A 23,332-nucleotide genomic window follows, 5' to 3' on the forward strand; every position below is an offset into this window, starting at 1 on the left:
GAAGTGGCTCGGGCCACACCCGTTTCGCATGCCGGAGGAGGATCAGGGGGTCTGGGCCGCCCGGGCCTCGCGTCGGTTGTCGCGGAAGTTGTTCACCCGGCGGGCCGTGGCGAACAGCGGGATGACCGCGCCCATGACCAGCTGCAGCGCGCAGCCCGTCTGGAGCAGGAGCTGACCGCCGGGGGCGTCGAACGCCCAGGCCGCCAGCAGGCCCATCGACAGCACGATCCAGGAGAGCATCGCGCCGGCGAGCCGGCCCCGCGGCTTCGGGTACTCGACGCGGCTCACCATCAGCCAGGCGGTGCCCAGGATGGCCATCAGCGTCGCCGCGAAGGGCAGCTCCAGGAGCACGATCGAGACGACCGTCAGTGCGCCGAACGGCGACGGCATGCCCTGGAAGGTGCCGTCCTTGACCGTGACGCACGAGAATCTCGCAAGCCTCAGCACCACCGCCAACAGCACGACGATCGCTCCGACCGCGGCGACCCGCTGGTACGCGTCGTCCGCCACCATGCCGTAGACGAGGACGAAGTACGCCGGCGCCAGACCGAAGCTGACCAGGTCCGAGAGGTTGTCCAGCTCCGCGCCCATCGGGGAGGAGCGCAGCTTGCGCGCGACCAGGCCGTCGAACAGGTCGAAGACCGCCGCGCAGAGCATCAGGATGACCGCCGTGGCCGCGCTGTTGCGCGCCATGCCGGACTCCTGGCTGTCGGTGAGGTGCGGGATCAGGATGCCGGTGGTCGTGAAGTACACCGCCATGAAGCCGCACGTGGCGTTGCCGAGCGTGAGGGTGTCCGCTATCGACAGGCGGAGAGAGAGGGGCATCTCCTCCTCTTCGTCCACCTCGTCGGCCTCCGGCACCCAGCCGGCCTGCGTCTCCGGGTCAATCACGGTCAATGCGAGTCACCCCCGCCGTGGTCTTCTGCCCGACCTCGACCGCGACCTCAACGCCCTCGGGCAGGTAGATGTCGACGCGCGAACCGAAGCGGATCAGGCCGATCCGCTCGCCCTGCTCGACCTTCGTGCCCTCGGGGAGGTAGGGGACGATGCGGCGGGCGACGGCGCCGGCGATCTGGATCATCTCGATGTCACCGAGCTCGGTGTCGAAGTGCCAGACGACGCGCTCGTTGTTCTCGCTCTCCTTGTTGAACGCCGGCACGAACCCGCCGGGGATGTGCTCGACGGACGTCACCGTGCCGGCCAGCGGCGCGCGGTTGACGTGGACGTTGAGCGGGCTCATGAAGATCGCGACCCGGGTGCGCCCGTCCTTCCACGGCATGATGCTCTGCACCACACCGTCGGCGGGGGAGATGACCCGGCCCTGCGCGATCTCGCGCTCGGGGTCGCGGAAGAACCACAGCATGCCCGCCGCGAGAGCGGTGGCGGGCACGGCGACGGCCTTCGCCACGCCCGAGCGGCGGGCGCGGAGCAGACTGACGGCTGCGGTGGCGACGGTCGGCAGAAGCCACGGCGATGCTCCGCGCGCGAGGCGTGCGCCCACCAGGCTGTCGCGGTGTGCAGAGGTTTGGCTGTGGGGCATGGATGACCTTCGTAGCGGATGATGCCGCGCTTCGACAGGGGGACGGCGGCTTTCCGCGATGGTAGCGGTTCGGTGCCACAACTGGGTAAGCCAGGAAGCCGAGTCGACGGCTGAGGGAAGTTGACAGGGTGTGATCTTCTTCTCGAAGAAAACACCCCCAACCCGGACAATCAGCCCTGGAACCGATACTCCTCGAGCAGTCTGCGTCCGATGATCATTTTCTGGATTTCGGCGGTGCCTTCACCGATCAGCAGCATCGGGGCCTCCCGGTAGAGGCGCTCGATCTCGTACTCCTTGGAGAAACCGTAGCCCCCGTGAATCCGGAAGGCGTCCTCCACGACCTCCTTGCAGTACTCGGAGGCCAGGTACTTCGCCATACCGGCTTCGAGGTCGTTTCGCTCCCCGGAGTCCTTTTTGCGTGCGGCATTCACCATCATCGCATGGGCGGCCTCGACCTTGGTAGCCATCTCGGCCAGCTTGAACTGGATCGCCTGGTGCTGGGCGATCGGCTTGCCGAACGTGTGCCGCTGCTGGGCGTACTGGACGCCGAGCTCGAACGCACGCTGGGCGACGCCGCAGCCACGCGCCGCGACGTTCACGCGACCCACCTCGACGCCGTCCATCATTTGGTAAAAACCTCGGCCGGTGACCCCGCCCAGCACGCGATCGGCGGGCAGGCGCAGCCCGTCCATGATCAGCTCGGTGGTGTCGACGCCCTTGTAGCCCATCTTCTCGATCTTGCCCGGGATGGTCAGGCCGGGGCGGACCTCGCCGAAGCCGGGCTCCTTCTCGATCAGGAAGGTCGTCATCGACTTGTGGGGGGCAGTGCCCTCCGGGTGTCCTTCGTCACTTCGCACGAGGACGGCGACGAGCGAGGACGTCCCGCCGTTCGTCAGCCACATCTTCTGGCCGTCGAGGACGTACTCCTCGCCGTCCTTCACCGCCTTCGAGGCGATCGCCGAGACGTCGGAGCCGAGACCCGGCTCCGACATCGAGAACGCGCCGCGGACGTCGCCGGCCGCCATCCGCGGCAGGTACTCGTCCTTCTGCGCCTGCGTGCCGTGCTGCTTGAGCATGTACGCCACGATGAAGTGCGTGTTGATGATGCCGGACACCGACATCCAGCCGCGGGCGATCTCCTCGACGCAGAGCGCGTAGGTGAGGAGCGACTCGCCCAGACCGCCGTACTCCTCGGGGATCATCAGACCGAACAGGCCCAACTCCTTGAGGCCGTCGACGATCGCTTGCGGGTATTCGTCGCGGTGCTCCAGCTCGGTCGCGACCGGGAGGATCTCCTTGTCCACGAAGTCGCGGACGGTGGAGAGGATCTCCTGCTGGACGTCGGTGAGACCGGCGGTCTGGGCGAGGCGTGCCATTACTTCTCCTGCTCCTTGAGCTCCGGGCGGCCGGGCTGCTCGCCGCCGCGCTCCTTGATGTACGTCTCGGTCGGCACCATCACCTTGCGGCGGAACACGCACACGAGCGTGCCGTCCTGCTTGTAGCCCTTGGTCTCGACGTACACGATCCCGCGGTCGTCCTTCGACTTCGACGGCCACTTGTCGAGCACGGTCGTCTGGCCGTAGACCGTGTCGCCGTGGAAGGTCGGCGCCACGTGCTTGAGCGACTCGATCTCCAGGTTGGCGATCGCCTTGCCGGAGACGTCCGGCACGGACATGCCGAGCAGGAGGGAGTAGACGTAGTTGCCCACGACGACGTTCTTGCCGAAGTCCGTCGTCTTCTCCGCATAGTTGGAGTCCATGTGGAGCGGGTGGTGGTTCATGGTGAGGAGACAGAAGAGGTGGTCGTCGTACTCCGTGACCGTCTTTCCCGGCCAGTGCTTGTACGTCGCCCCGACCTCGAACTCCTCGTAGGTGCGCCCGAACTGCATCGCGTCACGCCTCCGGGATCTCGAACGTGCTGGTGCGCTTCATGCCGGCGGCGCGGCCCTTGCCCGAGACGACCAGGGCCATCTTGCGGCTGGCCTCGTCGATCATCTCGTCGCCGAGCATCGCCGAGCCCTTCTTGCCGCCCGCCTCGGACGTGTAGTAGTCGTACGCGTCCAGGATCAGCTCGGCGTGGTCGTAGTCCTCCTGCGACGGCGAGAAGATCTCGTTGGACGCCTCGACCTGGCCCGGGTGCAGCACCCACTTGCCGTCGAAGCCGAGGGCCGCGGCGCGCTGGGCGACCTCGCGGTAGCCGTCGACGTTGCGGATCTGGAGGTAGGGGCCGTCGATCGCCTGGAGGTTGTTCGCGCGCGCCGCCATCAGGATCTTCATCAGGATGTAGTGGTAGGCGTCCGCCGGGTAGCCGGGCGGCTGCTCGCCCACGACCAGCGACTTCATGTTGATCGACGCCATGAAGTCGGCCGGGCCGAAGATGATCGTCTCGACGCGCTGGGAGGCGGTCGCGATCTCGTTGACGTTGTTGAGGCCCTGGGCGTTCTCGATCTGCGCCTCGATGCCGATCTTGCCGACCTCGAAGCCCATCGTCTTCTCGATCTGCGTCAGCAGCAGGTCCAGGGCGACGACCTGCTGGGCGTTCTGCACCTTCGGCAGCATGATGCAGTCGAGGTTCGGGCCGGCCCCCTCGACCACCGTCACGACGTCGCGGTAGGTCCACTCGGTCGTCCAGTCGTTGACGCGCACGACCCTCGTCTTGCCCGTCCAGTCGCCCTCGTTGAGGAACTTGACGATGGTGTGCCGCGCCTCGGGCTTGGCGAGCGGCGCGCACGCGTCCTCCAGGTCGAGGAAGACCTGGTCCGCCGGGAGACCCTGCGCCTTCTCCAGGAAGCGGGGGTTGCTGCCCGGTACCGCGAGACAGGAGCGGCGGGGACGCAGACGGTTGAGAGTCATGCGGGGACCTCCAAGGGGTCGAGCTTGTTCGCTTTCCGGATCTCGTCGACGATGCGACCGATGATTCCGGTGATGTCGAAGTCCTTCGGGGTGAAGACCGCCGCCACGCCCGCAGCCCTCAGCTGTTCGGCGTCTCCGTTCGGAATGATCCCACCGGCGATCACGGGTATGTCTGTGGCACCGGCCACACGCAGCCGCTCCAGCACGTCCGGGACCAGCTGGGCGTGCGAGCCGGAGAGGATGGACAGGCCCACGGCGTGGACGTCCTCCTCCAGCGAGGCCTCGACGATCTGCTCGGGAGTCAGTCGGATGCCCTGGTAGACCACCTCGAACCCGGCGTCACGCGCGCGTACGGCGATCTGCTCGGCGCCGTTGGAGTGCCCGTCCAGACCCGGCTTGCCGACCAGGAACCGCAGCTTGCCGACGCCGAGGTCCTTCGCGGTCGCCTCGACCCGGCGGCGGACGTCGGCCATGGCCGAACCCTCCTCCGCGGGCACCGCCACCGGTGCCGACGACACGCCGGTCGGCGCCCGGAACTCGCCGAAGACCTCGCGCAGCGCCCCGGCCCACTCGCCGGTCGTGACCCCGGCGCGGGCGCACTCCAGGGTGGCCTCCATGAGGTTGCCGGTACCCTTCGCGGCCTCCTTCAGCCGCTCCAGCGCCTTGCACGGGCGAGGGTGGTTGAAGGGCGGCTGGTAACGGGTGTCGCGCCAGTTCTGGAGCGAGGCGACGACCCGCGCCTCGACCGCCGGATCGACCGTCTGGATCGCCGTGTCGAGATCGGCGGTCAGCGGATTGGGCTCGGTCGTCTCGAAGATGTTGACGCCGATGATCTTCTCCTCGCCGGACTCGATCCGTGCCCGGCGCTCGGCGTGCGAGGAGACCAGCTGCGACTTGAGGTAGCCCGACTCGACGGCGGCCATGGCGCCGCCCATCGCCTCGATCCGCTCCATCTCCGCGAGGGACTCCTCGACCAGCCCGGCGACCTTCGCCTCGACGACGTGCGAGCCCTCGAAGAGGTCCTCGTACTCCAGCAGGTCGCTCTCGTGGGCGAGGACCTGCTGGATGCGCAGGCTCCACTGCTGGTCCCAGGGCCGCGGCAGACCGAGCGCCTCGTTCCAGGCGGGCAGCTGCACCGCACGCGCGCGTGCGTCCTTCGACAGCGTCACGGCCAGCATCTCCAGCACGATCCGCTGGACGTTGTTCTCCGGCTGCGCCTCGGTCAGGCCGAGCGAGTTGACCTGGACGCCGTAGCGGAAACGGCGCTGCTTGGCGTCCTCGATGCCGTAGCGCTCGCGGGTGACCTGGTCCCAGAGGCGGCCGAAGGCGCGCATCTTGCACATCTCCTCGACGAAGCGGACGCCCGCGTTCACGAAGAAGGAGATCCGGGCGACGACGTCGCCGAACTTCTCGGCCGGCACCTGCCCGGAGTCCCGGACGGCGTCCAGCACGGCGATCGCCGTGGACATCGCGTACGAGATCTCCTGCACCGGCGTGGCCCCGGCCTCCTGCAGGTGGTAGCTGCAGATGTTGATCGGGTTCCACTTGGGCAGGTGGGAGACCGTGTACGCGATCATGTCCGTCGTCAGCCGCAGGCTCGGCCCGGGCGGGAACACATGCGTGCCCCGGGACAGGTACTCCTTGACGATGTCGTTCTGGGTCGTGCCCTGGAGCCGGGTGATGTCCGCGCCCTGCTCCTCGGCGACGACCTGATAGAGCGCCAGCAGCCACATGGCGGTGGCGTTGATCGTCATCGAGGTGTTCATCTGCTCCAGGGGGATGTCCTGGAACAGCCTGCGCATGTCGCCGAGATGGGCCACCGGCACGCCGACCCGGCCGACCTCGCCGCGGGCGAGGACGTGGTCGGAGTCGTAGCCGGTCTGCGTGGGCAGGTCGAACGCGACCGACAGGCCGGTCTGGCCCTTGGCGAGGTTGCGCCGGTACAGCTCGTTTGACGCCTCGGCCGTGGAGTGACCGGCGTACGTGCGCATGAGCCACGGCCGGTCCTTCTGACGCTCAGTCATCGATGACCTCAGGAGTCTCAGATGTTGCGGAAACGGTTGATGGCGTCGATGTGCTGGGCGCGCTTCTCCTCGTCGCGCACGCCCAGACCCTCCTCGGGGGCCAGCGCGAGCACGCCGACCTTGCCCTGGTGGAGGTTGCGGTGCACGTCGTAGGCGGCCTGGCCGGTCTCCTCCAGGGAGTAGACCTTCGACAGCGTCGGGTGGATCTTGCCCTTCGCGACCAGCCGGTTGGCCTCCCAGGCCTCGCGGTAGTTGGCGAAGTGCGAGCCGATGATCCGCTTCAGCGACATCCACAGGTACCGGTTGTCGTACTCGTGGTTGAAGCCCGAGGTCGAGGCGCAGGTGACGATCGTGCCGCCCTTGCGCGTGACGTAGACGGAGGCGCCGAAGGTCTCGCGACCGGGGTGTTCGAAGACGATGTCGACGTCCTCGCCGCCGGTGAGTTCGCGGATGCGCTTGCCGAAGCGCTTCCACTCCTTGGGGTCCTGGTGGTGCTCGTCCCTCCAGAACCGGTAGTCCTCGGCGGTGCGGTCGATGATCGCCTCGGCGCCCATGGCCCGGCAGATCTCCGCCTTCTGCGGCGAGGAGACGACGCAGATCGGGTTGGCGCCGCCGGCCAGCGCGAACTGCGTGGCGTAGGAGCCGAGTCCGCCGCTGGCGCCCCAGATCAGGACGTTGTCGCCCTGCTTCATCCCGGCGCCGTTGCGGGAGACCAGCTGCCGGTAGGCGGTGGAGTTGACGAGCCCGGGGGCCGCCGCCTCCTCCCACGACAGATGGTCCGGCTTCGGCATCAGCTGGTTGGACTTGACGAGCGCGATCTCGGCGAGGCCGCCGAAGTTGGTCTCGAAGCCCCAGATGCGCTGCTCGGGGTCGAGCATCGTGTCGTTGTGGCCGTCGGACGACTCCAGCTCGACGGACAGACAGTGCGCGACGACCTCGTCGCCCGGCTTCCAGGCGTTGACGCCGGGCCCGGTGCGCAGGACGACGCCCGCGAGGTCGGAGCCGATGACGTGGTACGGCAGGTCGTGCCGCTTGGTGAGCTCGCTGAGCCGGCCGTAGCGCTCCAGGAAGCCGAACGTCGACATCGGCTCGAAGATCGACGTCCACACGGAGTTGTAGTTGACCGAGGAGGCCATGACGGCCACCAGGGCCTCGCCAGGGCCGAGCTCGGGCACGGCCACCTCGTCGAGGTGGATCGACTTGCGCGGGTCCTTGTCGCGGGTCTCCAGACCCGTGAACATCTCCGTCTCGTCCTTGTGCACGGTGATCGCACGGTACGACTCGGGGAGCGGCAGAGCGGCGAAGTCGGCCGACGTCGAGTCCGGCGACTGGATCGCGTCCAGGATGTCCTTTGTGGTCACGGTGTTGCCTCCGGCGGTGAGCGCCCTGAGGGCGGGGCTCTGAGGGTTGCGTCGGTGCTGCTGAGGGGTTGGGGAAGTGCCGTCGGTTCGGCGGAGGTGCTGTTCGGCAGCGCTTTGTGGCGCGGGAGGTTGCCTGTGACGCAGGCGTCCGGGCGCGCAAACCTTGAGTTTGCGGGGACAGCCGACGTACGAAAGGTCTCTGCACGCCGGCCGCCCGGACACCTTCAACGTATGACACCGCGTGTCACCTCGCAAGGCACTGAGTGCCAGAACTTCCTCTCAGCTGAAATCTTTACGTAACAAATGAGCGATGATCGATCGAACGGGGTGGGAAAGGTGCGCGAAAAGGTGCTCTGACATGCCAAAACGGCCACCCGGTGGGGTGGCCGTCGTCACTGCGGTCAGGGGGCCCTGGGGGTGGCCGGGCCGGCTCAGCGCTCCTTGAGAGCCTGCTCGATGGTGCGCATGACCTCGTCCAGCGGGGCGTCGGTGCGGGCCACCGTCACCAGCACCTCGCCCTGCGCGGAGATCGTCGCCGGGGGCTGCGGGGCGCCGGCGGTGCTGCGGCCGGCGCCGATGCCGGTCCCGAACGTCTTGCGCACGATCCCGAAGGCGTGGTCGAGCTGGGCCTCGACGTCGCCCTGGCCGCCCGCCCTGAGCCAGCGCCGCAGGACGTGGTTGTGGGCGGTCACCACGGCGGACGCGGCGACCTCGGCGAGCAGCGGGTCGTCGTTGGCGTCGTCGTCGTGCGCGTGCTCGTCGAAGTGGCCGAGGAGATAGCGGGTGAAGAGGCGCTCGTAGCGGGCCACCGACGCGATCTCCGCCTCGCGCAGGGTGGGCACCTCGCGGGTCAGCTTGTAGCGGGCGACCGAGATCTCCGGCCGGGCCGCGTACATCTTCATGACCTCCTTGATGCCCCGGCACACCGTGTCGAGCGGATGCTCGTGCGCCGGGGCCGCGTTGAGCACCGCCTCGGCCCGGATCAGGGTGTCGTCGTGGTCGGGGAAGATCGCCTCTTCCTTGGAGCGGAAGTGGCGGAAGAACGTACGGCGGGCGACTCCGGCCGCGGCCGCGATCTCGTCGACGGTGGTCGCCTCGTACCCCTTCGTGGAGAACAGCTCCATGGCCGCAGCCGCCAGTTCTCGGCGCATCTTGAGCCGCTGGGCGGCCGCGCGGGTGCCTGCGGCACTCTCCGGCGCGTCGGGCGTGGCTGGTGTACGTGAGGACCTGGCGGGCTGGGACATGACCCGAACGTACTGCATGTCCGCAGCTCGGTGCGCGTGTCCGGGGTTTCCCCCGCCCTCCGCGGGCGGGGGTGTGCCGGTGGGGTCGAGCAGCCCGCCCCAGTCCCGGTCGTCGGTGAACCAGTCGCCGTCCCGCTCAGCGGCGGGCATATTCGCGGAAGCCACGGCCGGTCTTGCGGCCGAGGCAGCCCGCGGCCACCAGGTGTTCCAGGAGCGGGGCCGGAGCGAGTCCCGGGTCGCGGAACTCGCGGTGCAGGACCTTCTCGATGGCGAGCGAGACATCGAGTCCGACGATGTCCAACAGCTCGAAGGGGCCCATCGGATAGCCGCCGCCCAGCTTCATCGCGGCGTCGATGTCGTCGAGGGTCGCGTAGTGCTCCTGCACCATTTTGATCGCGTTGTTGAGGTACGGGAACAGCAGCGCGTTCACGATGAAGCCGGCGCGGTCGCCGCAGTCGACGGCGTGCTTCTTGATCCGGGCGCACACCTCACGCACCGTCGCGTGGACGTCGTCGGCCGTCAGCACCGTGCGGACGACCTCGACCAGCTTCATGGCCGGCGCCGGGTTGAAGAAGTGCATCCCGATCACGTCCTGCGGGCGCGAGGTGGCGCGGGCGCAGGCGACGACCGGCAGCGAGGAGGTCGTGGTGGCGAGGACGGCGCCGGGCTTGCACACCTTGTCCAGCGTCGCGAACAGCTGCCGCTTGATCTCCAGGTCCTCGGCGACCGCCTCCAGGGCCAGGTCGACGTCGGCGAAGGCGTCGTAGGAGCCGGCCGGGGTGACCCGGTCCAGGATCTGCGCGGCGGTCTCGGCGGTCAGCCGCCCCTTGTCGACGGAGCGTGAGAGGGACGTGCCGATCCGGGCCTTGGCGGTCTGCGCCTTCTCCTCGCTGCGGGCGGCGAGGACGACGTCGTACCCGGCCTTGGCGAAGACCTCGGCGATGCCGGAGGCCATGGTGCCGGAACCGGCGACCCCGACGGAGCCGACCGGCCGTCCGGGGACCCCGGCCACGCCGGAGAGGGGCGTCAGCGCGTCCGGGACGACCGTCGCGCTGCCGGAGGCCTCGTACGTGTAGAAGCCGCGGCCCGACTTCCGGCCGGTCAGGCCCGCCTCGCTGAGCTGCCCCAGGATCGGGGCGGGCGCGTGCAGCCGGTCGCGGGACTCGGCGTACATGGCCTCCAGGACCGTACGGGCCGTGTCGACGCCGATCAGGTCGAGCAGCGCGAGCGGGCCCATCGGCAGACCGCAGCCCAGCCGCATCGCCGCGTCGATGTCCTCCCGGGAGGCGTACCGGGCCTCGTACATCGCGGCGGCCTGGTTGAGGTAGCCGAACAGCAGGCCGTCGGCGACGAATCCGGGCCGGTCGCCGACCGCGACGGGCTCCTTGCCGAGGTCGAGGGCGAGGTTGGTGACGGCGGTGACGGCGGCGGGCGCGGTCAGCACCGAGGAGACGACCTCGACCAGCTTCATCGCCGGCGCCGGGTTGAAGAAGTGCAGGCCGAGCACCCGTTCGGGGCGGGCCGAGTCGGCGGCGAGCCGGGTCACGGAGAGCGCGTTGGTGCCGGTGGCGAGGATGGTCTCGGGGCGCACGATCGCGTCCAGCTCGCGGAAGATCTGCTGCTTGATCTCGTACGACTCCGGCGCCACCTCGATGACGAGGTCGGCGTCGGCCGCGTCGCGCAGATCGGTGGAGACGCGGACACGGGCCAGCGCTGACCCGCGCTCCTGTTCGGTGAGCCGGCCGCGCTGCACGGCGCGGTCGGTGGCGGCCGCCAGCGCGGCGAGGGACCGTGCGGTGAGGTCCTCGCTGACGTCGATGCCGATCACCTCACGGCCGGCCTTGGCCAGGACCTCGGCGATGCCGGTGCCCATGGTGCCGAGGCCGATGACGGCGATCGTCCGGAGCGGGGACAGAGGGGTGTCGGACAGGGGAGCGGCCATCGCGGGACTCCAGATTGAAGGTGACGACTGGGAACGCGCCCGGGTGCGCCGAAGAGACCTCTGCGAGGTCCGGGCGCACCGGGTGCGGAAGAAAGGAGTGCGGGTGTTGCCGGGCTGCAGGCGCACACGCCCGGTGCCGTCGCCAGGGGCGTGCACACGCCCCGGGGCGAACGGGAGATCCGACCGGCCCTGTCCCGTGGCCGGGTCGTACAGCGGTACGAAGTACCGAACCGAACTCTCGCGGCGACTGCGTCACCAGGCCGCCACGAGGAGGTGAAGCGAGTGGGTAACTCGCTCTTATGAGCTTAACCGGCGGGTAACGAGCGCGCCAGCCCTCAAAGCTGTGACGTATTCGGCTCGTCCGCGGCCAGCGCCTAGGCTCGTCGCATGGACGAAGAGTTGCGATCACTCACGGAGCGCTTACGGCGCGAGTCCGGCGCGACGGCCGCCTATGAGCGGCTGACGGGCACCACGGACCACGACGAACTGGCGGATGTGCTCATCGAGTCCGGGCAGCCGCTGTGGGCGCGGGAGCTGGCCGCGTTCCGGTTGGGGCTCGCCGGGGACCGGCGGGCCTTCGAGGCGCTCGTCCTGCTGCTCAACCACCGGGATCCGCCGCGCTGCGCCTCCGCCGCCCACGCGCTGGCCCGTCTCGGCGACCCCCGTACCGCCCGCGCCGCGGCCGCCCTGGCCACCAACGAACTGCGCGTGGCCTACGCCCTGCACCCCGTCCGGCTGCTGGTGGAACTGCGCGCGCCCGAGTCCGTGCCCGCGCTGATCACGACGCTGAGCCGACGGCTGCGGCCGCACGATCCCTACCGGCGGGTCGCCCTCGCCTGTGTCGACGGGCTCGGCGCGCTGGGGGACGGCCGTGCCCGCCCGGTGCTGAACGACGCCCTCGCCCACCCGGTGCTCGCGCAGGCGGCCGTGCGCGCGCTGGCCCGCATCCCCCGGCAGCGCTGAGCCGCTGTCGGACCGTCAGGTTCCGACCTGGTCCTCAACTCCCTGTTCGCTGGGCGCATTTCACCTTCCTGATATGCGGAAGCCCCGCGTATATCGCCAATTAGTTCGAGATTCGAATACCTTCGCGAGGGGAAGATCGCCTTCCGCCGAACTGCAATGGCTCGGCGCGCCCGTCGGGCTGCTGCCGAAGTGACCGCGGACGAGCCGGACCAGTCCGGCTGTGGAGGGTGATAGGCCGTGACCAGCACACAACTTCCCGACGAGATACCAGTCCTGAGATCGCCTCAAGAACCGGCAAAGACATTCGGGCAGTTCCTGGAAGAGAAATGGTCGGCAGTCTGCCGTGGTCTGGGGACTGATCCGTGGGAGACGAAGAGCGTGCTTCAGGACCTGCGGGAAGTGCTCCACCCGTGGGCCGAGCGGCCCGTCGGAACGCGTTGCGAGCCGCCTTCGTTCGTCTCGGCCGACGGCTTCCCCGCCGAACTCTCCGTCAGCTGGAAGGCCGGCCGGCCCGAGGTCCGCATCCTGTTCGAATCGCTCGGCTCCGACGGCACCCCGCACGGCTGCCAGGAGGCCGGCCGGGAGCTGACGCGGCGACTCGCCACCAGACCCGGGACGGACATCACGCAGTACCTGGGCATCGAGGACCTGTTCCTCGCCTCCGCCCCCGATCGCTACCGCGCCACCCTCTGGCACTCCCTGGCCTGGCAGCCGGGGGAGCGGCCCCGCTACAAGGTCTACCTCAACCCGCAGGTGCACGGCCTGGAACGCGCCTACGAGGTCATGGCGCAGGCCATGCACCGGTTGGGCCTGGCGGCAGCCTGGGAGCCGGTCGCGCGGCGCGCCGAGGAATTCGCCCGCCAAGGACACGAGTTGGAGCTCATGGCCCTGGACCTGGACGGCGGGGACGCCTCCCGGGTGAAGGTCTACTTCCGGCACAGACCCATGCCGATGGCCGAGCTGGACACCGTGGCGGCCCTGGCGCACCGCTACGACCCGGCTCGGGCGGCCCGGGCGCGCGCCGTCATCTACGGGCGGGACAGCGGCACCGTGCGCAACGAGCCGATGACCTGCCTGGCGTTCCGGGAGGGCGTCCTTGGCCCCGAGGAGGCCAACGTCTATCTGCGCCTGCCGGACAACACCCGCACCGACGCGGAGGCGGCCGTACGCGTTGCCCGGCTCATGGAGCTGGAGGGGCTCGACCCGCTCCCGCACGCCGAGATCCTGCGGCAGCTGACGGCGGAGCAGCCGGAGGGCGCCGGGCAGTTGCAGGAACTGTGCAGCTACCGGACGATCTCGCCGGACATGCCCGCGGACATCGGTCTCTACCTGCGGTTCAACACGTACGCCGCCCCCGTGGGCTGAGGATTCACTCGCTCACCACCGCGAACGCCTCGATCTCCATCAGGAACTCCGGGCGGACCAGCGCGGCCACCTGGACGGCCGAGGCGGCCGGGAGCCGGTCGTCGGATATGTGGGCGGTCCGGGCCGCGCGGATCGCGGGCATATGGGCCATGTCCGTGACGAAATAGGTGAGTTTGGCGACGTCGTCGAAGCTCGCCCCGGCCGCGGCCAGGCACCGCCTCAGGTTCTCGAAGACCTGGCGGGCCTGCGCCTGCGGATCGCCCTCGCCGACCAGTCGGCCGTGTTCGTCGAGCGGGAGCTGACCGGCGACGGCCACGAACCGGCCGACGCCCGTCACCACATGCGCGTACTGGGCCGCGGCGGCGACGCCGTCGGGGGCGGGAATCCTGGTCAGTTCGCTCATGCGTCCATGGTGGACCATGGGTCTGACAACGCCCCCGACGGGCCGGCGGTCACCGTCCGGCGGTCGGTGGCCGGCGCTCAGCCACGGAAGCCCAGCAGCCCGTGCAGCGTCGAACCGTGGGCCGTGCGCGCGGCGACCTTCGAGCTCAGCGGCTTCGGGTCGGGCTGCGCCTTGCACACCGCGTCGACCTCGCCCGCGCCGCGCGGCACCGTGCCGTCCGTCAGATAGGTCGCCAGGTGCTTGTCCAGGCAGGCGTTCCCGCTGAGCGTGATGCCGTGGTTCTGGCCGCCCTCCTCGACCACGAGGCTGGAGCCGCGCAGCAGCGCGTGGACCGTCGCACCGCCCTCGTACGGGGTGGCCGCGTCCTCGGTGGCCTGGAACAGCAGCGTCGGCGGCAGTTCGAGGTCGGTGAGGTTCACCGGCCCCAGCGGCCTGGTCGGCCAGAACGCGCACGGCGCGTTGTACCAGGCGTTGTTCCAGGTCATGAACGGCGCCTTCGCGTACACCGACCAGTTGTCCGAACGCCACTCGTCCCAGTCGCGCGGCCAGGAGGCGTCACGGCACTGCACCGCGGTGTAGACGCTGTAGCCGTTGTCCCCCGCCGCGTCGACGGCGGCGAAGTCCTCGTACGCCTCGACCAGCGGGGCGGCGTCCTTGGTGTTCACGTACGCCGCGAACGCCTCGGCGAGGTGGGGCCAGTAGCCGTTGTAGTAGCCCCCGGGCAGGAAGGTGTCCTCCAGCTCGGAGGCGCCGACCCTGCCGCCGGCCGGTTTCCTCGAGAGGGCCGCGCGCATCGCGTACCACTTGGTCTCGACCTTCTCCGGGTCGGCGCCGAGCCGGTACGTCTTGTCGTACCGGGCGATCCAGGCCATCAGGGCGCGGTGCCGGTCGTTGAAGGCGAGATCCTGGGTGAGGTTGTCCTCGTACCAGACGCCGGTGGGGTCGACGATCGAGTCCAGGACCAGGCGCCGCACCCGCTGCGGGTAGAGCTTGGCGTACACCGCGCCCAGGTAGGTGCCGTACGAGTAGCCGAAGTAGTTCAGCTGCGGCGCGCCGACCGCGTCGCGGATCGCGTCCATGTCCCGTACCGCGCTGAGCGTGTCGATGTACGGCAGGACGTCAGCGTACTTCTTGCCGCAGGCCGCGGCGAAGGAGCGGGCGCGCTCCAGGTTGGCCTGTTCGATCGCCTCGGTGCTCGGCACGGAGTCCGGGCGGACGGGGCCGAAGTGACCGGGCTTGCAGTCCAGCGCGGGCGTGCTCTTGCCCACCCCGCGCGGGTCGAAGCCGATGACGTCGTACTGCGCGGACACCGCCTTCGGCAGCGCCGAGGCGACGAACGAGGCGAGGCTCAGTCCCCGGCCGCCGGGGCCGCCGGGGTTGACCAGCAGCGGCCCCTGGAACGTCTTCGCGGTGTGCGGGACCCGGGACAGCGCCAGGGTGATCTGCTTCCCGTCCGGCTGCGCGTGGTCGAGCGGCACCTTCAGGGATGTGCACTGGAGCGCCGGTTGGGTGGTGGTGCCGCAGCCCTTCCAGGCGAGCTTCGCCGCGAGGGTGGGCTCCGCGGAGTGCGACGGGCTCGCGCCGGCGGGCACGGCCGTGACCGTCCCGGCCACGACGACTGCGGCGGCGCACAGCACGGCTGCGCGTTTGTTCATGGGAGTCCTCCCAGGACGGAGGTGGCCGGACCGCGCAGGTCACGGTCCTGGCCGCATCGTCCCGGAAAGATCGTCCGGAAGAACCTGTTATGGCGTTAGTTGACCCGTTCGGGTAGCCGGATGCGCTCGAACGCGCTCAGATCAGCGTGAGTTGGGTCGGTCCGGGCTCGGCCGGCTCCTCGACCGGCTCGGGCTGCGGGATCCGGCGGGGCATCCCCACGCGCGTGGGGCCGATGCCGTACTCCTCGGCCAGCTCGTGGACCTGGCGGGTGATCCGGCGCTGGTACCACTTCGGGGCGTACGCGCCGTCCGCGTACAGGCGTTCGTACCGGCGGACCAGGGAGGGGTGGTGCTGTCCGAGCCAGGCCATGAACCACTCGCGGGCGCCGGGGCGCAGATGCAGCGCGAGCGGGGTGACGGAGGTGGCGCCGGCGGCCGCGATCGCCCGCACGGTGGCGCGCAGTTGGGCCGGATCGTCGCCGAGGAACGGGATCACCGGCGCCATCAGCACCCCGCAGTCGATGCCGTGGTCGGTCAGGGTCCGCACCACGTCCAGGCGTCGTTGCGGGGCCGGGGCGCCGGGCTCCACGGTGCGCCACAGCTCGGTGTCGGTGAAGCCGACGGAGACCGAGACGCCGATGTCGGCCCGCTCGGCGGACTGCCGCAGCAGTTCGAGGTCGCGCAGGATCAGGGTGCCCTTCGTCAGGATCGAGAAGGGGTTCGCGTGGTCGCGCAGGGCGGCCAGGATGCCCGGCATCAGCCGGTAGCGGCCCTCCGCGCGCTGGTAGCAGTCCACGTTCGTGCCCATCGCGACGTGCTCCCCGTGCCAGCGGGGCGAGGCCAGCTGCCGGCGCAGCAGCTCCGGCGCGTTCACCTTGACGACGATCTGGCTGTCGAAGCCGGTCCCGGTGTCGAGGTCGAGATAGCTGTGCGTCTTACGAGCAAAGCAGTACACGCACGCGTGCGTGCAGCCTCGGTAGGGGTTCACCGTCCATTCGAACGGCATCCGGGAGGCGCCCGGCACCCGGTTGAGGATCGAGCGGGCCCGGATCTCGTGGAACGTGACGCCGGCGAACTCGGGCGTGTCGAACGTCCTGGTCGTGACCGCGTCCGCGCCGAAGAGCGCGGCGTCGGCCGGCCGGTCGTGGCGGGTCGTCGCGGTGAGGTTGTCCCAGCGCATGGCGCCTCCCTCGGTAGCACTGCGCCCACAATAGAACATGTGTTCCCATGATCGTGCGACGGATCCTTCGGCGGACGATTCGGCAGCCGTTTTCGATCGCCCGGCGATCGCTTGTGCGACCCCGATTTGGGCGGCCGTGGACCGGGGTGGTTGGCTTGCCCCGCACTTGAGCAACCCTGAGCAACACGGACCTGGAGGAACCCCATGGCGCAGGTCGAGGCCACCACCGAGCGGGTCGTCGCTGCGGACCCGGAGAAGGTGTTCGACACCATCGCCGACTACAGCGGCACGCGCGCGAATCTGCTGCCCGAGCAGTTCAGCGAGTACGAGGTGCGCGAGGGCGGCGACGGCGAGGGCACCCTCGTCCACTGGAAGCTCCAGGCCACCAGCAAGCGCGTGCGCGACTGCCTCCTGGAGGTCGCCGAGCCGACCGACGGCGAGCTCGTCGAGAAGGACCGCAACTCCTCGATGGTGACCACCTGGCGCGTCACCCCGGCCGGCGAGGGCAGCTCCCGCGTCGTCGTCACCACCACCTGGACCGGAGCCGGCGGCATCGGCGGCTTCTTCGAGAAGACCTTCGCGCCCAAGGGCCTCGGCCGGATCTACGACGCGATCCTCGCCAACCTCGCCACCGAGGTCGAGAAGTAGAGCAACACCCGTGCGCTCCCTGTGCGTTGATCCCCGTCACCGGTTCGAGTGGATCTCCCTTGTGACCGGGATGGCGCCGTAACTCGTCGCGCTTGCTCGTAGTTGTCGCTTTACGCGGGAATTGTGTGGCAGGTGCGACGAGGGGAGCGGCACATGGGCGGGACCACTCTGGTACAGGACGAGCCGGTCACGGCGCCGCCCGCCAAGGACCCGCCACCGGTGCCGGCCATGGGCGCGGGACCGGGCGGCCGCCGGGTCCGGCTGGTCTTCTTCGCCCTCATGCTCGCGCTGCTCCTCGCGGCGGTGGAGCAGATGATCGTCGCCACCGCCCTTCCGAAGATCGTCGGCGAGCTGCACGGTCTCGACAAGATGTCCTGGGCGATCACCGCCTACCTGCTCACCTCCACCGTCGGACTGCCCGTCTACGGCAAACTCGGCGACCTCCTCGGCCGCAAAGGCGTCTTCCAGTTCGCCATCGTCGTCTTCGTCATCGGCTCCGCGCTCGCGGGACGGGCGCAGACCATGGACCAGCTGATCGCCTTCCGCGCCGTCCAGGGCGTCGGCGCCGGCGGGCTCCTGATCGGCGTGCAGGCGATCATCGCGGACATCGTGCCGCCCCGGCAGCGCGGCCGGTCATGGGCCTCATCGGCGCCGCGTTCGGCCTCGCCTCGGTCGCCGGACCGCTGCTCGGCGGCTACTTCACGGACCACCTCTCCTGGCGCTGGTGCTTCTACTTCAACGTGCCCTTCGGGCTGCTCACCCTCGCCGTCGTCACCGTCGTGCTGAAGCTGCCGAAGCCGCAGCGACGGCCCCGATTCGACGTCCTCGGCGCCCTGTTGCTCGCCGTCGCCTCCACCTGCCTGGTCCTGCTGACCAGTTGGGGCGGCACCGAGTACGCCTGGGGCTCGAGCGTCGTCGTCGGCCTCGGTGCGGGGGCGGTCGCGGCGACCGTCCTCTTCCTCGTCGTCGAGGGCATCGCCGCCTAACCCCTCATCCCGCTGCGGCTGTTCAGGGATCCCGTCTTCAACGTCACCGCGCTGGTGGGCCTGGTGATCGGCGTCGCGCTGTTCGGCGCCGCCGGCTATCTGCCGACCTTCCTCCAGATGGTCGACGGGGCCACCGCCACCGAGTCCGGGCTGCTGATGCTGCCCATGATGGACGGCATCGTCGGCGCTTCGATCCTCTCCGGACAGCTCATCACCCACACCGGCCGCTACAGGATCTATCCCGTCCTCGGCAGCGCCCTCGCCGCCTTCGGCATGTGGCTGCTGTCCCGGCTGGAGACCGACACGCCCAGGCTGCAGTACAGCCTCTGGATGGCCGTCCTCGGCTCCGGCATCGGCCTGGTGATGCCCGTCCTCGTCCTCGCCGTGCAGAACTCCGTGCGCCCCGCCGACCTGGGCACCGCCACCAGCGCCAACACCTACTTCCGGCAGATCGGCGGCAGCGTCGGCGCGGCGGTCTTCGGCACCCTCTTCGCCGACCGGCTCGCCGACGCCCTGAGCGAACGCCTGCCCGCGCGCGCCGGGCTCCCCGATCCCGAGTCGCTCACCCCGCAGCTCGTCCACGAACTGCCCCCGGCGCTGCGCGACGCCTACATCCAGGCCTACGCCGACGCCATGCCGAGGATCTTCCTCCACCTCGTGCCGGTGCTCGTGCTCGGCCTGTTCATCGCCTTCTTCCTCAAGGAGAAACCGTTGGTGTCGCACCCCGCCGCCGAGATCGAGCCCGCCCCCGCGTCCGTGAACACACCGGCCCTGGAGGCCCGTTCCTCGTACACCGCCGACATCGCCGTCCGCGGCAGGGTCCGGCACCCCGACGGGTCCGTCGTGCCCCGCGCGGCGCTCACGCTGATCGACGTCGGCGGACAGCAGATCGGCCGGGGCGTCAGCGGCGAGGACGGACGGTACGCGCTGTCCACGCCCGGCGCGGGGGCGTACGTCCTGATCGCCGCCGCCGGCGGTCATCAGCCGCAGGCCGTCTCCGTCACCGTCGGCGAGCGCCCCGTCGAGCTGGACATCGTCCTCGGCGGCGCCGGCTCGCCGGGAGCGTGCGCGGCGCGGACGGCGCCCCGGTGCGGGAGCCCACGGTCACCCTCACCGACGTCCACGGCGAGGTCGTCGCGAGCACCCGCAGCGGACGCGAGGGCGGCTATGAAATGACCGAGCTCGTGGCCGGCGAGTACACCCTCGCCGCGAGCGCGGCCGCGTTCCGCCCGGCCGCCGTGCCGGTCAGCGTCCAGGCTTCCCGGGAGACCCGCCAGGACGTCGAACTCGCCGGCGGCGCCCTGCTCCGCGGCACCGTCCGGGCCACCGGCGGGCGGCCCGTCGAGGACGCGCGCGTGACGCTGCTCGACGCTGCGGGCAACATCGTGGACACCCTCACCACCGGAGGCGACGGCACGTTCCGCTTCGTCGACCTGTCCACCGGCGAGTACACCGTCATCGCCGCCCGGTTACCCGCCGGTCGTCACCGTCCTGCAAGTGGCGGGCGGCGGCCGCACGGAACGCGATCTGCAACTCGGCCACGCGGACTGACGCTCCCTCAGGCAGGCCGCGCGCCGGGCTGCGGACGTGCGGCGTACCCCGGCGCACCCGGCTGAAACCAATTCCAGCATTGCCGCACATGCCGACGGGCGTGCGCCGTACGGTGGTGGCTGGCGGGACAGATCTTGCACAGCTCTGGGGAGAGAGGGCCTGGGCCATGGACCGTGGCACCGAGAGGGACGCACCTCCCCGCCGCGGAGCCGGGAGCGAGGCTCCCGACTGGCCTGCCGACGCCGGACGCGTTCCGCTGGCCGTGGTCGTGGTGGACCGCGAGGGCCTCGTCTCGCACTGGAGCGCCGGCGCCCGCAGGCTCTTCGGCGTCGTCAAGGAAGAGGCGATCGGCCGCCCCGCGATCGACCTGCTCCCCGTCTCCGGCGCGCTCCCCGAGCCCGACGACGACCTGCCCTACGGCGCCTACGGGGAGTACGCCGCCTACGACGGCCTCGGGCCCGGGCTGGACTCCTCCCTCGACCGCGGCCTCGGCTACCCGGCCGCCGGACGGGCCCGGCTGACCGTGCCCGAGCGAAGCGAGACGGGGGTCCCCCGGCCCGCAGGACGGGGGAAGAACCGCGACCGGGTCGACGTGCTGTGGTGGGCCTACCCGCTGGTCGGGCCCGGCGCCGAACAGCTGCTGGTACTGGCCGCGGACGCGGCGGCCCTGCACCAGGACGCTCCCGCGGATCCCCTGGCCGTCGAACGCATCGCGCCCGCCTTCGCGCTGCACACCGACTTCCCCGGCGCCGAGGAACTCGCCCGCCGGCTGCCCGAGATCCTGCCCAGCATGAGCGTCGGCGAAAGCGCCCGCATCGTCGCCCAGGTCCTCGAACTCGGCTACCCCGTCCTGGAGTTCAGCCAGAACGACCGGGTGCCCGTGACCCCCGACTGGGGCGTCGCCCGGCGCGTCGAGCGCAGAGCGCGCCGTGAACGGGCCGCCCGCGCCGCCGCCGAAGGGCTGCCCGTACCGCACGAGCTCCTGGACGACGGCGACGAGCGCGAGGACCTCGAGTACGTCGCCGTCCGCGAACGGCTGGAGTTCCTCAACGAGGTCAGCGGGAAGATCGGCACCTCCCTCGACCTCTCCCGCACCATCGTCGAGGTCTCCAGAGCCGTCGTCCCGCGCTTCACCGACGTCGCCGGCACCTACTTGCGCGAACAGGTCGTCGCCGGCGAGGGATTCCCCGACGGCGTGCCCGACACGACCACCATGTGGCACCGGGTCGCCATCGAGCACACCGACGAACCCGGCCGCTGGGAGGACGTCGTACCCGTCGGCGAGGCCATGCCGTTCCCCGCGCACACCCCGTTCTTCCAGTGCATGACCACAGGCGATCCCGTCCTCGTGCCGCGCATCAGCGAGCAGCTGGGGCACGCCATCGCCTCGCAGTTCGAGAAGCGCGACATCCGGCCCCTCATCACCGGCCGCTCCATGCTGGTCGTCCCGCTGAAGGCCCGGAACGTCGTCCTCGGCTTCATGGTCCTGCTGCGCCACCCCGAGCGCGCCGTCTTCAACGACATGGACCGGGTCACCGGCGCCGAACTCGCCGCCCGCGCAGGGCTCGTGCTCGACAACGCGCGCATGTACACGTACCAGGAGAGCGTCGCCGAGACCCTCCAGGACAGCATGCTGCCGCACATCCCGCCCCGCATGGCGGGCTGCGACATCGCCACCCGCTATCTGCCGGGCACGCTGCTCGGGCGGGTCGGCGGCGACTGGTTCGACTCGGTGAAGCTGCCCGGCGCCCGCACCGCGCTCGTCGTCGGCGACGTCATGGGCCATGGCCTCAACTCGGCCGCCATGATGGGGCAGTTGCGCACCGCCGTGCAGACCATGGCCGCCCTCGACCTGCCGCCCGCCCAACTCCTGCGCAACCTCGACGACTTGGCGCAACGTCTGGGCGACAACTATCTCGCGACCTGCCTGTACGCCGTCTACGACCCGATCGAGGGCGAGCTGCACATCGCCAACGCGGGCCATATCCCACCTGTGTTGGTGCGTGCCGCCGACGGTCGCAGCGAACTCCTCGACCTGCCCACCGGCGCCCCCATCGGCGTCGGCGGCGTGCCGTTCGAGGCGCTGCGCGTGCGCGTGGAGCCGGGCGACCGGCTGGTGATGTGCACCGACGGACTGGTGGAGGTGCGCGGCGAGGACATCGGCGTCGGCCTGGCGACCCTGTGCGAGTCCGCCGCGCATCCCTCCGCCTCCATGGACGACGCCTGCGACACCATCATCCGCGCCCTCGCCGCCACGTTCTCGGAAGCGGGCCGCGGCGGCCGCAAGGACGACGTGGCGCTGCTCATGAGCCGGCTCAACGGCATCGAGCCGGAGGACGTCGCCGAATGGCGGTTCCCGCTCGACCCGGCCGAGGTCGGCCGGGCCCGCGCGGCGGTCCGCGAACAGCTCCACGACTGGGGGCTCGCCACATCGGCCGACGCCGTCGGGCTCATGGTGAGCGAACTCGTCACCAACGCGGTCCGGCACTCCCACCGGCGGCCCGTGGCGCTGCGCCTGGTACGCGGCGAGACCCTGCTGTGCGAGGTCGAGGACGACGACCACGAGCTGCCGACCCTGCTGAGCGCCGGAGCGGGCGACGAGTCCGGACGGGGTCTGCGGGTGGTGAGCACGCTGGCCCGTGAGTGGGGCACCAGCCGGACGGGCGCGGGGAAGACCGTGTGGTTCGAACTGACGCTGCCGCGGCGCCGCGGCTGACACCTGCGGCCCTGCCGAGTTCGGCCGAGCGCGCGCACGGGCGCGTGCGGATCCCGCAACGCGGCGTGAAGGAACGCGCACCGCGCTTGTAGCGGCAACCGGGGAGCGATAGACCGTACTCGCCCGTCACTTACGGCGGATCGGCCTTGCATCCTGGGGAGTTGGGCATGAGCGTGGCGAGCAGGTACCGGGCGGCGTGGGAGGGCTTCTGGAGCGAGGCTCCGGAGGAACCCGGCGGGGTGTTCTGGGACGCGGATCCGAGGGTCACCGCCGCACTCCACCTCGCAGTGTTCGAACCCCGACTCACCGACCCCGGACTGCCGTTGGTGGACCTCGGCTGCGGCAACGGCACCCAGACCCGGTATCTGGCCGACCGCTTCCCGCACGTGATCGGCGCGGACCTGGCCGCCGCGGCCCTCGACCACGCCCGGCGCGCCGACCCCGCCGGACAGGCGACCTACCGACTGCTCGACGCGGCCGAGAAGGGCGCCGCCGAGACCCTGCACGCCGAACTCGGGGACGCCAACGTGTACATGCGGGGCGTCCTGCACCAGTGCGAGCCGACCGACCGGCAGCCGCTGGTGGACGGGATCGCCGCGCTGCTCGGGGAGCGCGGCCGGGCCTTCGTCGTCGAACTGTCGGAGGCCGCCCGTCCGGTCCTCGGCGCGCTGGCGCAGAACCCGGCCGGTCCGCCGCCCAAACTCGAGCCGATCCTCCGGCACGGCATCGCCCCCGGGGAGGTCGCCGACGACGCGGTGCCCGAGTATCTGCGGACCGCCGGGCTCACGGTGCTGGCCTCCGGCGAACTGCCCCTCACCACCACCGAGTTCACTCCGGAAGGCACCCGGATCGAACTGCCGTCGAAGTGGCTGATGGCCGCCCGGGCGGGGTGAGCGCCCTCA

General features: G+C 70.4%; 17 protein-coding genes and 1 pseudogene. 6 read left to right on the forward strand and 12 right to left on the reverse strand.

All coding sequences use genetic code 11. The features are described 5' to 3' along the window. Positions 1–42 precede the first annotated feature (42 nt). The 9 genes from pssA to AB0J04_RS36440 all read right to left on the reverse strand — a co-directional run bounded on the left by pssA (position 43) and on the right by AB0J04_RS36440 (position 10,963). Positions 43–861, reverse strand: coding sequence for a CDP-diacylglycerol--serine O-phosphatidyltransferase (gene pssA / locus AB0J04_RS36400; RefSeq protein WP_363172906.1), 819 nt, complete (start codon positions 859–861; stop codon positions 43–45). A gap of 22 nt (positions 862–883) precedes the next feature. Beyond that, a complete protein-coding gene (locus tag AB0J04_RS36405) occupies positions 884–1,540 on the reverse strand; it encodes a phosphatidylserine decarboxylase (protein ID WP_351905144.1) in 657 nt (218 codons plus the stop codon). A 170-nt stretch (positions 1,541–1,710) separates the two neighbouring features. After that, entirely contained in the window at positions 1,711–2,916 is a 1,206-nt protein-coding gene (locus tag AB0J04_RS36410) for an acyl-CoA dehydrogenase family protein (protein ID WP_363172888.1), read from the reverse strand. Continuing rightward, positions 2,916–3,428: a MaoC family dehydratase gene (locus tag AB0J04_RS36415; protein ID WP_363172889.1), complete on the reverse strand. Its 513-nt coding sequence runs from the start codon at positions 3,426–3,428 to the stop codon at positions 2,916–2,918. The genes AB0J04_RS36410 and AB0J04_RS36415 overlap by 1 nt, the downstream gene beginning before the upstream one ends. Positions 3,429–3,432: 4 nt before the next feature. Then, positions 3,433–4,392 carry a CoA ester lyase gene (locus tag AB0J04_RS36420; RefSeq protein WP_363172890.1) on the reverse strand — a complete coding sequence of 320 codons (960 nt, stop codon included), beginning with the start codon at positions 4,390–4,392 and terminating at the stop codon, positions 3,433–3,435. Further along, positions 4,389–6,416 (reverse strand): protein meaA, encoded by a 2,028-nt coding sequence (locus AB0J04_RS36425; protein WP_363172891.1) that lies wholly within the window; start codon positions 6,414–6,416, stop codon positions 4,389–4,391. The genes AB0J04_RS36420 and AB0J04_RS36425 overlap by 4 nt, the downstream gene beginning before the upstream one ends. A gap of 17 nt (positions 6,417–6,433) precedes the next feature. Beyond that, positions 6,434–7,777, reverse strand: coding sequence for a crotonyl-CoA carboxylase/reductase (gene ccrA / locus AB0J04_RS36430; RefSeq protein WP_363172892.1), 1,344 nt, complete (start codon positions 7,775–7,777; stop codon positions 6,434–6,436). Between the two features lie 431 nt (positions 7,778–8,208). Then, positions 8,209–9,021 (reverse strand): TetR family transcriptional regulator, encoded by an 813-nt coding sequence (locus AB0J04_RS36435; protein ID WP_363172907.1) that lies wholly within the window; start codon positions 9,019–9,021, stop codon positions 8,209–8,211. Positions 9,022–9,157: 136 nt separating this feature from the next. Beyond that, entirely contained in the window at positions 9,158–10,963 is a 1,806-nt protein-coding gene (locus tag AB0J04_RS36440) for a 3-hydroxybutyryl-CoA dehydrogenase (protein WP_363172893.1), read from the reverse strand. A gap of 387 nt (positions 10,964–11,350) precedes the next feature. On the opposite strand from AB0J04_RS36440, the gene AB0J04_RS36445 reads away from it, so the two are divergent. Together AB0J04_RS36445 and AB0J04_RS36450 are read left to right on the forward strand one after the other, a co-directional pair. After that, positions 11,351–11,926: an adenylosuccinate lyase gene (locus tag AB0J04_RS36445; protein ID WP_363172894.1), complete on the forward strand. Its 576-nt coding sequence runs from the start codon at positions 11,351–11,353 to the stop codon at positions 11,924–11,926. Between the two features lie 378 nt (positions 11,927–12,304). Next, positions 12,305–13,291, forward strand: coding sequence for a tryptophan dimethylallyltransferase family protein (locus AB0J04_RS36450; RefSeq protein ID WP_363172895.1), 987 nt, complete (start codon positions 12,305–12,307; stop codon positions 13,289–13,291). Positions 13,292–13,295: 4 nt separating this feature from the next. On the opposite strand, the gene AB0J04_RS36455 is transcribed toward AB0J04_RS36450, so the two are convergent. From AB0J04_RS36455 to AB0J04_RS36465, 3 genes are all read right to left on the reverse strand, one after another. Continuing rightward, positions 13,296–13,694: a RidA family protein gene (locus AB0J04_RS36455; RefSeq protein WP_363172896.1), complete on the reverse strand. Its 399-nt coding sequence runs from the start codon at positions 13,692–13,694 to the stop codon at positions 13,296–13,298. A gap of 77 nt (positions 13,695–13,771) precedes the next feature. Further along, positions 13,772–15,349 carry an alpha/beta hydrolase gene (locus AB0J04_RS36460; protein ID WP_363172897.1) on the reverse strand — a complete coding sequence of 526 codons (1,578 nt, stop codon included), beginning with the start codon at positions 15,347–15,349 and terminating at the stop codon, positions 13,772–13,774. A gap of 136 nt (positions 15,350–15,485) precedes the next feature. After that, positions 15,486–16,529 (reverse strand): Rv2578c family radical SAM protein, encoded by a 1,044-nt coding sequence (locus tag AB0J04_RS36465; RefSeq protein ID WP_363172898.1) that lies wholly within the window; start codon positions 16,527–16,529, stop codon positions 15,486–15,488. A gap of 204 nt (positions 16,530–16,733) precedes the next feature. On the opposite strand from AB0J04_RS36465, the gene AB0J04_RS36470 reads away from it, so the two are divergent. The 4 genes and pseudogenes from AB0J04_RS36470 to AB0J04_RS36485 all read left to right on the forward strand — a co-directional run bounded on the left by AB0J04_RS36470 (position 16,734) and on the right by AB0J04_RS36485 (position 23,323). Further along, positions 16,734–17,177, forward strand: a complete 444-nt coding sequence (locus AB0J04_RS36470; protein ID WP_351905108.1) for an SRPBCC family protein — start codon at positions 16,734–16,736, stop codon at positions 17,175–17,177. A 153-nt stretch (positions 17,178–17,330) separates the two neighbouring features. Next, a pseudogene (locus tag AB0J04_RS36475) lies at positions 17,331–19,714 on the forward strand (MFS transporter). Between the two features lie 166 nt (positions 19,715–19,880). Beyond that, positions 19,881–22,430 carry a SpoIIE family protein phosphatase gene (locus tag AB0J04_RS36480; RefSeq protein ID WP_363172899.1) on the forward strand — a complete coding sequence of 850 codons (2,550 nt, stop codon included), beginning with the start codon at positions 19,881–19,883 and terminating at the stop codon, positions 22,428–22,430. 167 nt (positions 22,431–22,597) lie between these two features. Then, positions 22,598–23,323, forward strand: a complete 726-nt coding sequence (locus tag AB0J04_RS36485; RefSeq protein ID WP_363172900.1) for a class I SAM-dependent methyltransferase — start codon at positions 22,598–22,600, stop codon at positions 23,321–23,323. The last annotated feature ends 9 nt before the right edge of the window (positions 23,324–23,332 follow it).

Source organism: Streptomyces sp. NPDC050263 (genome assembly GCF_040655955.1).
In the GTDB taxonomy this organism is placed as follows: domain Bacteria; phylum Actinomycetota; class Actinomycetes; order Streptomycetales; family Streptomycetaceae; genus Streptomyces.

Excerpts from the sequence above, each read along its gene's own strand:
- AB0J04_RS36405 (WP_351905144.1), bottom strand. The coding sequence starts at position 1,540 with ATGCCCCACAGCCAAACCTCTGCACACCGCGACAGCCTGGTGGGCGCA.
- AB0J04_RS36410 (WP_363172888.1), bottom strand. The coding sequence starts at position 2,916 with ATGGCACGCCTCGCCCAGACCGCCGGTCTCACCGACGTCCAGCAGGAG.
- AB0J04_RS36415 (WP_363172889.1), bottom strand. The coding sequence starts at position 3,428 with ATGCAGTTCGGGCGCACCTACGAGGAGTTCGAGGTCGGGGCGACGTAC.
- AB0J04_RS36420 (WP_363172890.1), bottom strand. The coding sequence starts at position 4,392 with ATGACTCTCAACCGTCTGCGTCCCCGCCGCTCCTGTCTCGCGGTACCG.
- AB0J04_RS36425 (WP_363172891.1), bottom strand. The coding sequence starts at position 6,416 with ATGACTGAGCGTCAGAAGGACCGGCCGTGGCTCATGCGCACGTACGCC.
- AB0J04_RS36435 (WP_363172907.1), bottom strand. The coding sequence starts at position 9,021 with ATGTCCCAGCCCGCCAGGTCCTCACGTACACCAGCCACGCCCGACGCG.
- AB0J04_RS36440 (WP_363172893.1), bottom strand. The coding sequence starts at position 10,963 with ATGGCCGCTCCCCTGTCCGACACCCCTCTGTCCCCGCTCCGGACGATC.
- AB0J04_RS36445 (WP_363172894.1), top strand. The coding sequence starts at position 11,351 with ATGGACGAAGAGTTGCGATCACTCACGGAGCGCTTACGGCGCGAGTCC.
- AB0J04_RS36455 (WP_363172896.1), bottom strand. The coding sequence starts at position 13,694 with ATGAGCGAACTGACCAGGATTCCCGCCCCCGACGGCGTCGCCGCCGCG.
- AB0J04_RS36460 (WP_363172897.1), bottom strand. The coding sequence starts at position 15,349 with ATGAACAAACGCGCAGCCGTGCTGTGCGCCGCCGCAGTCGTCGTGGCC.
- AB0J04_RS36465 (WP_363172898.1), bottom strand. The coding sequence starts at position 16,529 with ATGCGCTGGGACAACCTCACCGCGACGACCCGCCACGACCGGCCGGCC.
- AB0J04_RS36470 (WP_351905108.1), top strand. The coding sequence starts at position 16,734 with ATGGCGCAGGTCGAGGCCACCACCGAGCGGGTCGTCGCTGCGGACCCG.
- AB0J04_RS36480 (WP_363172899.1), top strand. The coding sequence starts at position 19,881 with ATGGACCGTGGCACCGAGAGGGACGCACCTCCCCGCCGCGGAGCCGGG.
- AB0J04_RS36485 (WP_363172900.1), top strand. The coding sequence starts at position 22,598 with ATGAGCGTGGCGAGCAGGTACCGGGCGGCGTGGGAGGGCTTCTGGAGC.